The sequence below is a fragment of the Microcystis sp. CS-574 genome, assembly GCF_028329095.1.
Classification (GTDB): Bacteria; Cyanobacteriota; Cyanobacteriia; order Cyanobacteriales; family Microcystaceae; genus Microcystis; species Microcystis ichthyoblabe_A.
In genome coordinates, this window is the sequence record NZ_JAQMSY010000102.1 from 1 (window position 1) to 10,004 (window position 10,004).

7 protein-coding genes and 1 other RNA gene are annotated in these 10,004 nt (G+C 43.7%); 6 read left to right on the forward strand and 2 right to left on the reverse strand.

What is annotated here, in order from left to right:
• Nucleotides 1-29: 29 nt before the first annotated feature.
• Nucleotides 30-2,468 (reverse strand): phospholipid carrier-dependent glycosyltransferase, encoded by a 2,439-nt coding sequence (locus PN470_RS08010; RefSeq protein ID WP_271938086.1) that lies wholly within the window; start codon nt 2,466-2,468, stop codon nt 30-32.
• A 137-nt stretch (nt 2,469-2,605) separates the two neighbouring features.
• Between PN470_RS08010 and zds the strand changes: the two genes are divergently transcribed.
• The 6 genes from zds to PN470_RS08040 all read left to right on the forward strand — a co-directional run bounded on the left by zds (nt 2,606) and on the right by PN470_RS08040 (nt 9,118).
• A complete protein-coding gene (zds, locus tag PN470_RS08015) occupies nt 2,606-4,066 on the forward strand; it encodes a 9,9'-di-cis-zeta-carotene desaturase (protein WP_002792824.1) in 1,461 nt (486 codons plus the stop codon).
• 229 nt (nt 4,067-4,295) lie between these two features.
• A complete protein-coding gene (locus tag PN470_RS08020; RefSeq protein ID WP_002792826.1) occupies nt 4,296-4,991 on the forward strand; it encodes an aldehyde oxygenase (deformylating) in 696 nt (231 codons plus the stop codon).
• A 147-nt stretch (nt 4,992-5,138) separates the two neighbouring features.
• Nucleotides 5,139-6,158, forward strand: coding sequence for a long-chain acyl-[acyl-carrier-protein] reductase (locus PN470_RS08025; protein WP_002778281.1), 1,020 nt, complete (start codon nt 5,139-5,141; stop codon nt 6,156-6,158).
• A 359-nt stretch (nt 6,159-6,517) separates the two neighbouring features.
• Nucleotides 6,518-7,654, forward strand: coding sequence for a DUF58 domain-containing protein (locus PN470_RS08030; RefSeq protein ID WP_272104253.1), 1,137 nt, complete (start codon nt 6,518-6,520; stop codon nt 7,652-7,654).
• 86 nt (nt 7,655-7,740) lie between these two features.
• An RNA gene (gene ffs, locus PN470_RS08035) (signal recognition particle sRNA small type) lies at nt 7,741-7,837 on the forward strand.
• Nucleotides 7,838-7,846: 9 nt separating this feature from the next.
• A complete protein-coding gene (locus PN470_RS08040; RefSeq protein WP_272104256.1) occupies nt 7,847-9,118 on the forward strand; it encodes an MFS transporter in 1,272 nt (423 codons plus the stop codon).
• Between the two features lie 36 nt (nt 9,119-9,154).
• Here PN470_RS08040 and PN470_RS08045 read toward each other — a convergent pair whose 3' ends face one another.
• Nucleotides 9,155-9,805 carry a DUF3782 domain-containing protein gene (locus PN470_RS08045; RefSeq protein ID WP_103111726.1) on the reverse strand — a complete coding sequence of 217 codons (651 nt, stop codon included), beginning with the start codon at nt 9,803-9,805 and terminating at the stop codon, nt 9,155-9,157.
• Nucleotides 9,806-10,004: the final 199 nt, after the last annotated feature.

Below are 10,004 nucleotides of genomic sequence, written 5' to 3' on the forward strand. Positions count from 1 at the left end.
ACACCCCACACCCCACTTCCCACTCTATTTTAATTTGACTGCCATAATTGCCAAGCTTTAACGAGATTTCCCCCCATCAAGGCAGCCACTGCATTTAAAGTCTTAATTTCCTCACTATCGGGATTTAATTGTCTAGCTTTATCTAAGACTTTTTGGGCTGCTTGCGGTTGCCAATCGTAGAGATAAATAAAACCTTGATAAGCATAATGATAGGGATTATAGGGGTCAATTTTAATCATTTCCTCCGTGGCTTTTATTGCCCCTGCCACATCCTGTTGTAGTACCTTAGAAATTGCTAATCCGTAGGCTAAAGATAATTTATCGGGGGGGTTTTGTTGCTGTAAACGATAGGAAAAAGCCTTGTCTGCTTGCAGCACATAATCCTGAATCGAATCGTATTGATTGATACGATTAGTTAACTCAAAAATTGGTTCAATACCCGTTAATCCTTGGCCAATATTAGCAGACTTTAAGCGCAATTGGGTCACTAAATCTAATTGGGGCGTTGCTAACTTGGCAACTTGAGGATCGATGGTAATTTGAGCATTAGTTTTAATCGGATAGGTTTCGCCAGTTTCCCGATTGAGATAGACAGCAGATAAGCGATAAACTCCGGGGGTTGCTGCCGACTGCATGGCAGTTTTTTCAGTGACTTCAAAACCCTTTGGTTGCTCTTCTGGAGTTAATTTTTTTGCCATTAATCCCCCCATAGCAATACCATGATCGTGCATCCAATAATCCTTACCGTCCACTTCTTGCCAGTTTAAAATCACTATCCCTGACTTTAATTGTTGCCAGTCTCCTGCCCATTTATAAACCACGGGAATGGGTTGATTAGGAGAAGCTTTTTCGGCAAGGGTAATCTCTCTTAATTCCACCCGTTTTGGCGCATTTTCAAGGGGTTTAACCGTGACGGAAGGATATATTTTTCGGTGTAGGGACAGGGTGCTATCATCCGGTAGCTGCCAAGTTTTCTCCACCTGGAAATCTGGCCCAGTGGCGACTCGATTAACAATTTTTTTCTGGACATCGGGAACGGAACCCTGTTCACCAGTTTTAGTTAAAAACCAATCTAAAGAATTGACATCCTTTTCGATATCTTCTTCCCGAACTCCCACCTGTCTGCCGGCAACCTGGGAATTATGTTTACCACCGTAGAAAGAGAAGGTATGTTGATTTAATTCGGGGGTGGAAGGTAAAACCCCTAGGGTGCTGCGAAGATAGGGAGAATCGGCTAGAATCTCTTTAACTACTTCTTCGTGCTGCCAACCAGTTTTTAAATAGGGATGGTGTTGTAATTTGGGACTGAAAACGTTAGTAATTATATCTCCCCCCAAGGGGAATAAATTTAAGCTGGTGAGGATAGCGGCAATAGTTATCGTTCCCCAACGGATACCAGGGGCAAAACGACCACGCCAAGATAATAAACCAACGGATAAAATTAAGGATAAAGTCGGTAAAAGCGGCAAAATATAACGAGCATCTTTATTGATATTTAGGGATGATAATAGGTATCCCCCCAGCAGAAAAACTCCTAACCAAATCCCCACAGGACGATTAACCTTATCTTCGGTTTTTCTATGACGTAAGGAGATTAATAATCCCACCAGGGGAACTAATAACAATACCCAAGAAAGAAAATAGGGTAAAACTTGGGCGTAAAATGTCCAGGCATCAGGACTGGTAAGAGGCGGATCTCCCTCCAAAATCGCCGAATCTACCGTGGCACGTTTGCCCGCAGTTAACATTAATAACCAATTCGTCCGATACCAGGGAAACATTAACAATGCTGCCGTCAAAAAACTGAGCATTAATTGCGCTAGATTACCCCAACGTTTTCGCCAAAGATTTTCGCCCAATACCCACAAAATCGGCAAAAAGAGGAAAAATAGGGCGGTTTGTTTGACTAACATCCCTAAACCCAAAGAAATCCCGAAAGCGATCGCTTTTAGCCACCCTTGACCACTAAATCGCCACCATGTCAAGCAGAAGTAAGAAAACGTTACAATTGCCGCTAAGGGAAAATCTAAGAGATATTCGAGGCGATAATAGTATAAACCAGGTAGAAATTGACAGATTAAGACCGCCCAGAGTGCTACAGTCCCATTAAAGAGGATAATTCCCAATCCATACACAGAAAAGAGCAGTAGGGCGCTATAGATGGCCATTACCCACATACCCGCGTCAAGACTAATACCAAAGAGATTAAAGAAGGGAATCGTTAAAAGATAGGTTAAAGGGGGAATTTTCGGCGACATTAGCCATAAACTGCGCCACCAATCCCCATCAAACCAGCGCGAATTTTGGAAAGCTTGGGTATAGATAATCCCACCGTTGAGATAATCGGCCTGATCCCAAGCAGGAATAGTATGATCGAGACTAAACCAGAATCTATCAACTAATATCCCCAATATCCAAATAATACTGACAATAATTAATCCCTGTCTCCCCTCTAGCGATCGCTTCAAAATGACTTCTCCCTAGTGCAACTCTCAATTATTCTGCCACGCTCTCAAGCGCCCCTGAAAAAATCGCCAGCAAGAAACACCAGACCGATCGGGGTAAAATAAAGATTTAGTGAAAAATTGTAACAGGAACTTGACAAATGCGAGTGGTGATCGTTGGTGCAGGGTTAGCGGGAATGGCAACAGCTATCGATCTGGTCGATGCGGGCTGTACAGTAGAAATCTTAGAATCTCGTCCCTTTGTCGGTGGAAAAGTCGGTAGTTGGGTAGATGCGGACGGTAATCACATCGAGATGGGCTTGCACGTCTTTTTTGGCTGTTACTATAATCTTTTTGAGTTAATGAAAAAAGTGGGCGCTTTTCAATCCCTACTGCTCAAAGAACACACCCACACTTTTATCAACGAAGGGGGAAAAATCGGCGAATTAGACTTCCGTTTCGCTGCAGGTGCGCCTTTTAACGGTTTAAAAGCCTTTTTTACCTCCTCCCAACTCTCGGCAGCCGATAAAATCTTTAATTCTCTGGCCTTAGGTACCAGTCCCATCGTCCGCGGTCTGATAGACTTCCAAGGAGCGATGAAAACGATTCGGGATCTGGACTCGATTAGTTTTGCCGATTGGTTTCGTAGCCATGGCGGTAATGAAGGCAGTTTAAAAAAAATGTGGAATCCGATCGCCTATGCCTTAGGATTTATCGATACGGAAAATATCTCGGCCCGTTGTATGCTGACGATTTTCCAATTTTTTGCCGCTAAAACCGAAGCTTCCGTCCTGCGGATGTTAGAAGGTTCCCCCCACGAATACCTGCATAAACCGATTATTAACTATCTGGAGGCCCGGGGTGCCAAAATCTCTACTCGTCGTCAGGTGCGGGAAATTCTCTATTCTGGAGAGGGCGAAAATCTGCAAGTTAATGGCATGATCGTCGCTAACGGAGAAACCACAGAAACTATCACCGCAGATGCCTACGTTTGCGCTGGTGATGTCCCCGGTATTCAGCGTCTCATTCCCCAAGATTGGCGAAAAATGCCGATTTTTGACAATATTTTCCGACTAGAAGCCGTCCCCGTCGCTACGGTACAATTGCGTTTTGACGGTTGGGTGACGGAGTTAAATGATGCCGAAAAACGCCGACAACTGCAAAAAGCGGTGGGAATTGACAATCTTTTGTACACCCACCAAGCGGATTTTTCCTGTTTTGCAGATCTTGCTCTCACCAGTCCTAGGGATTATTATCGCCCCGGAGAAGGTTCTTTATTACAGTTGGTTTTAACCCCCGGTGACCCTTTTATTAAAGCTAAAAATGAAGATATTGCCCAGCACGTTTTAGCGCAAGTCCACAAGTTATTTCCCTCCTCGCGGGAGTTAAAGATGACTTGGTTTAGTGTGGTGAAATTGGCCCAGAGTCTCTATCGGGAAGCACCGGGGATGGATGTCTATCGTCCCTCGCAAGCGACTCCTATCCCTAACTTTTTCCTTGCTGGTAGTTATACTCAACAGGATTACATTGATAGCATGGAAGGGGCCACTTTATCGGGTAAACAGGCAGCCAAAGCGATCCTACAACAGGCCGAGCGCCGGAAATCTTTAGCCACGGTTTGAGCAAACAGCCGGCAATCTCCTCCCTTGAGAAGGGATTGCCTCTAGATTTGTTTTCAGTGGCAAAAGATAACCCCTATAGTTAACTTGGCAAGTCAGCCCCTCAGGCCAAGCTATACAAAAAAGACCGATCAAGCTAGACTCGTAAAAAGATCACTCCATCTAGAAGGCTTACCCTAGACTGGAAAGAACATCGGAAAAATCTCGTCAGAAATAGGAGTCAATCGAGTTTATGCCAGAGCTTGCTGTACCATTAGAGCTTGATTTCACCAGCGAAACCTATAAATCAGCCTACAGTCGCATTAATGCCATCGTTATTGAAGGCGAATACGAGGCCAATAGCAATTATATTCAATTAGCAGACATCCTCACCGATAACAAAGAAGAGTTACACCGTCTGGCAAAAATGGAAAACCGTCACATGAAAGGTTTTCAAGCTTGCGGCCAAAATTTGAAAATCACTCCTGATATGGAGTATGCCAAAGAATTCTTTTCCTCTCTGCACAATAACTTCCAAATTGCCTACGCAGAAGGTAAAATTGTTACCTGTTTATTGATCCAATCTTTGATTATCGAAGCTTTTGCGATCGCTGCCTATAATATTTATATTCCTGTTGCTGATCCTTTTGCGCGTAAAATTACTGAAAGCGTAGTTAAAGACGAATATTTACACCTCAATTTTGGCGAAGAATGGCTAAAGGCGAACTTTGAAACCGCTAAAGAGGAATTAGAAGCTGCAAATCGCGCTAATCTACCCATTGTCTGGAGAATGCTCAATCAAGTCGAGGATGATGCTCGCGTCCTCGCTATGGAAAAAGAGGCCCTCGTGGAAGACTTTATGATTAGCTACGGGGAAGCGTTAAGCAATATTGGTTTCAGTACCCGTGATATCATGCGGATGTCTGCCTACGGATTAACTGCCGTCTAAAGCTTGAGCATCGAGATTTCTTTTTTTCCCCTGCTGCCGCTCAACACAGAGCGGCTCTTTTGTGTATTATATTTAAGAGTCTTAACGATTTCTTAGCAATATCCTAATTTTTATCTAGTGCCATCTAGTCTAACGAAAGAACAATCAATGTTTGGTCTTATAGGTCATCTTACCAGTTTAGAACACGCCCAATCGGTCGCCGACGATCTAGGTTATCCTGAATATGCTAACCAGGGATTAGATTTTTGGTGCGCTGCCCCCCCGCAAATTGTCGATGATTTTCATGTCACCAGCATCACGGGGCAAACCATCAGAGGAAAATACATCGAATCCTGTTTTTTACCGGAGATGTTGTCGAATCGTTGGGTAAAGTCTGCTATTCGTAAGGTGCTAAATGCCATGGCACTCGCTCAAAAAAGTGATATCAATATCACCGCACTCGGCGGTTTTTCTTCAATTATTTTCGAGGAGTTTAATCTCAAAGATAATCGACAGGTGCGCAATATCGAGCTAGATTTTGGCCGTTTTACCACCGGTAACACCCACACCGCTTACGTCATCTGCACTCAGGTGCAAACCCTCGCTGACAAAATGGGCATCGATTTAGCTCAATCTACCGTCGTGGTTTGTGGGGCCACCGGAGATATCGGCAGCGCCGTTTGTCGTTGGTTAAATGAAAAAACCGATACAAAGGAACTAATATGTGTGGCACGCAATCAAGAGCGTTTACAATCTCTGCAAGAGGAGTTAGGACGCGGTAAAATTCTCCCCCTAGAGGAGGCTTTACCCCTGGCTGATATCATTGTTTGGGTGGCTAGTATGCCTAAAGGGGTGGAAATTGATCCAGATAAACTCAAGCGCCCCTGTCTTATTATTGATGGTGGTTATCCGAAAAATTTAGGCACGGTGTTAAATGCCCCCGATGTTTCTGTGATTAAGGGCGGCATTGTCGAGCATTCCCTCGATATTGACTGGAAAATTATGAAAATCGTTAATATGGATATTCCCTCTCGTCAAATGTTTGCCTGTTTTGCTGAGGCGATTTTATTGGAGTTGGAGGGTTGGCAAACTAATTTTTCTTGGGGACGCAATCAAATTACCGTCCCTAAAATGGAACAAATCGGTGCAGCTTCCCGCAAACACGGGTTTCAACCTTTGTTATTTTAACTAATATCTCCAACCCCCCACCGACCACGGAATTAGAAGTTTCAGGCGAAAAATAATTAGAGTAAGTGCTTGACTTTAGCGGCGGCTTGGGTTATGCTTGTTTCATAATGGGATGTTTGTGTTTACCTACGAGTGCTTAGATTCCAATTATGAATAAACTCTTTTAAAAATATTATCCCAAAATCTGCCGACAAAAGCAAGCAAAATTTTGCCATCAATTGTTAAGTTTTGTTAAGAAAAATAACAATAGTGACAAGGGATAGGACTCCCTTCGCTGATCAGAGGGCTTTTGGGGTAATTCTAGAAGTGTGGGTCTGATTTTTAGCCTTCCAGCAAAGACGACAAAACCACTAAACCCTATGAAAACTTGGTTAGAAGATCGCGGTATTTTACCCGCTTACGGTGGTGGGGTAATCATTGGCATTACCCTCTGTTTTTTCGGAGCGGCGACCAATACCATGGCGGGATGGTTGTATGCTATCTCTGGCACGACAATCGCCATTTTAATTTTATCGATAATTTTACCCCGTCGTTCCCTTCTTCCCCTGAAAGTGCGTCGTCTTGCCATTGTACCCGTAAGTGCGGGAGACGATCTTAGTATTAGCCTAGAGATAGAAAATACTAGCAATCAGCCGATAAATCTGTTAGAAGTGACAGATATCCTGCCTATAGTTCTCGATCAGCCAAAAATAACCCCAATAGAAACGATTGCCCCCAAAAGTTGCCATCGTTGGACCTATTATTTACCCACCAGTAAACGGGGTATTTATCACTGGCAAGAAGTACAATTAAGAACAGCAGCCCCTCTCGGTTTATTTTGGTGTCGTCGTTGTCATCAAGCAGCGGCTAAAGCTTTAGTTTATCCCCAAATTTTACCCTTGCAACAGTGTCCCCTGATCAATTCCCTCGGTCAAGAGATGGCACAAAAATTAGAAAATAATCGCTATTATCAAAGGGCGAGTCAAGGACTGACCCGTAACCTGAGACAATATCGCCAGGGTGATTCTACCCGTTTAATTCACTGGAAAACTAGCGCCCGTTTGGGAGAATTGCAAATTCGGGAATTAGAAGTGTTAACGGGGGGACAGGAAGTGATTATCTGTCTCGATACCCTCTGTGATTGGCAAGAAGACAGTTTTGAACGGGCGATTATTGCCGCTGCTTCCCTCTATTTTTATGCCCATCGTCGGCAATTAAATGTGAAACTCTGGACCGGTGAAACGGGTTTAATTCAGGGGGAGAGGATCATTTTAGAAACTTTAGCCAGTATAGAGGCAAAAGCTAGTCAAAAAAACGCTAATCTGCCTAATTTACCGCTAATTTGGTTGACAAGTAACTTCAATTCCATTGAACAACTCACCCCCGGCAGCCGTTGGTTATTTTTCCTCGCTGCCGATTCTAGGGAGAGTCCTTCACCCTTGATCCGACAGTTTAGCGGATTGGCGATCGAACCAGAAATTTCTCTACAACAACAATTGCAAAAACCCCCTCGTTGAGAAAATTTCTGTTCCCAGTCTAGATTGAGAGGAAATTCTCTGGAAAAAAATGCCAGTATCCCGGAAAAAGATGTTATGATAGAAAAGACTCGGACTCATGCGATCGCAACGCCTTAACCTTGTCAGGACCGGAAGGTAGCAGCAATACGGGATGCTTGTGACTGGCGTGATCTCCGGGTCTTTTTGTTGCCTGTGACGGTCGCTGTTGTGAACGCTTTCAAAACTTTTCGATCGCTTACTGCCGAAACTCGTCGTCAACTACTCTTTCTCTTCGTCACGGCGCTGTTTTTCTGGATAAGTATCACCACTCTTGTCCCCACTCTCCCCACCTATATTGACTCCCTAGGCGGCAGCAAACAAGATATCGGTTTTGTCATGGGGGCCTTTGCTATCGGTTTAATTTTATCGCGCAGTTGGTTGGGCAATCTAGTTGATCGCCGCAGTCGCAAATTAGTGGTTTTATTTGGAACTATTGTCGCCGCTACCGCACCCCTCGGTTATCTATTTTTTCGCGATCTTTCCTCTTTATTCGCCGTCCGCGCCTACCATGGTCTCAGTATCGCTGCTTTTACCACTGGTTACAGCACCCTAGTGGTGGATTTTTCCCCCGTTCGTCAACGGGGAGAGATAATTGGTTATATGAGCTTAACTGCACCCATAGGCATGGGAATCGGTCCGGCTTTAGGCAGTTATCTCTACGAATCGATCGGTTATGACGGTTTATTTCTAGTTTCTGCCACTTCAGGAGCGATCGCATTTCTCTTGGGTTTCTCCATTCAAGAACCGGACTTCAAGAAAAAATTAGCGGAAATGAAGGCAGAAAATCGGACAATTGAGCGCAGTTTCTGGGCATTATGTCAAGAGCGGGCTTTTTTAGTCCCTACCTTAGTTTTTCTACTGGTTGGTACTTTATTCGGTGGTTTAGTCGCTTTTTTACCCCTGTTTCTCCTCGAAAATCAGATACCTTTTAGTCCTGGTCTATTCTACAGTTGTGCGGCAGTATCGGGCGTAATCGGGCGGATTTTGTCGGGAGGAGCCAGCGATCGCTATGGACGGGGTTTATTCATCACTATTAGCGTTTTTTGCTATGGTTTATCCATGTTGGTTCTATCTTCTGCTCGATCTCCTTCCGCTTTAATTTTAGCCGCTATTCTCGAAGGTACGGGAGGGGGGATTTTATTCCCTATGTTACTGGCTTTAATCTCCGATCGCTCTGGGCCCCAAGAACGCGGCCGGGCCTATTCTATCTGTATCGGCGGTTTTGATGTGGGAACGGCCTTAGCAGGTCCAATTCTGGGGGTTTTAGCAATTTCCTACGAAACTATGTTTAGTTTATCGTCAGGATTAGCTGTTATCGCTCTCTTTCTCTTTTTTACTCTCTCTAACCCCACTATACGCCATTCTTTTCTCTTCGCTTTCGGTTTAGAAAAAGATCGTTATGCTCTGCGCGGACAATTACAATAAAGCTTACTGAAAAAGTTTTTCCTAGAGCAGGGTTATTTAATAGGTTTGAGGTGAAAAATTATCGGGAATATCTAATTCAAATACTTGGTCATGAATCCGAGCCACATAAAGCCCTTCTTGCAAAATTTTTTCGCGTAATTCTGGGGATAAATCAACCGCCGCTAATATGCCATAGAGTTTTTTATCCTTGTGTTCAGGAAAAAAGCGGCGAAACCGTTGCAAAATACTTTTTAATTGAGTAATATCTTCCTGTCTAACATGACTTTTAACCTCAACGATATAGGCAGTATTTAGCTCACCATTGGTATAGGCAAGAACATCAATTTCTAGGTGTTGTCCTTCTTTACTGACTCGCACACTGGGACTGATAACCTCCATACCAAATTGTTGTCCGAGAATCGTTTCCATTGAAGGAAGGGCAAGTCCTTCGGTAAAGCTGCCGAATTTTGCACCGAGTCCCCCAATTTGTTTGCCCAGTTCTTTGAGTTGTTTGTCAGTTTCTTTCTGTTGTTGGGCGTTTTCCTTCTGTTGTTGACTAACTTCCTTCAATAGTAGTTCAGTCTCCTTCTGTTGTTGACTAACTTCCTTAAGTTGTCGGTCAGTTTCCTTGAGTTGTCGGTCAGTTTCTTTTTGAGCGGTAGTTAATTCTGCTAAGAGTCGCCATACGTCTTCGGATGTAGTTGCCATAGATAATTTTTTCCTTCTGATTTGGTCTATTACTATTTTACTAAATTTTGCCGATTCATGAAGAAGAGAGTGTTTCTGCCTTTGGGGAAGATATAGCGATCACATCGAAATTTTTAATAGGTTTGAGGCTGAAAATTATCGGGAATATCTAATTCAAATACTTGGTCATGAATCCGAGCCACATAAAGCCCTTCTTGCA

Coding starts and splice junctions, on each gene's coding strand:
- zds (WP_002792824.1), top strand. CDS start 2,606: ATGCGAGTGGTGATCGTTGGTGCAGGGTTAGCGGGAATGGCAACAGCT.
- PN470_RS08020 (WP_002792826.1), top strand. CDS start 4,296: ATGCCAGAGCTTGCTGTACCATTAGAGCTTGATTTCACCAGCGAAACC.
- PN470_RS08025 (WP_002778281.1), top strand. CDS start 5,139: ATGTTTGGTCTTATAGGTCATCTTACCAGTTTAGAACACGCCCAATCG.
- PN470_RS08030 (WP_272104253.1), top strand. CDS start 6,518: ATGAAAACTTGGTTAGAAGATCGCGGTATTTTACCCGCTTACGGTGGT.
- PN470_RS08045 (WP_103111726.1), bottom strand. CDS start 9,805: ATGGCAACTACATCCGAAGACGTATGGCGACTCTTAGCAGAATTAACT.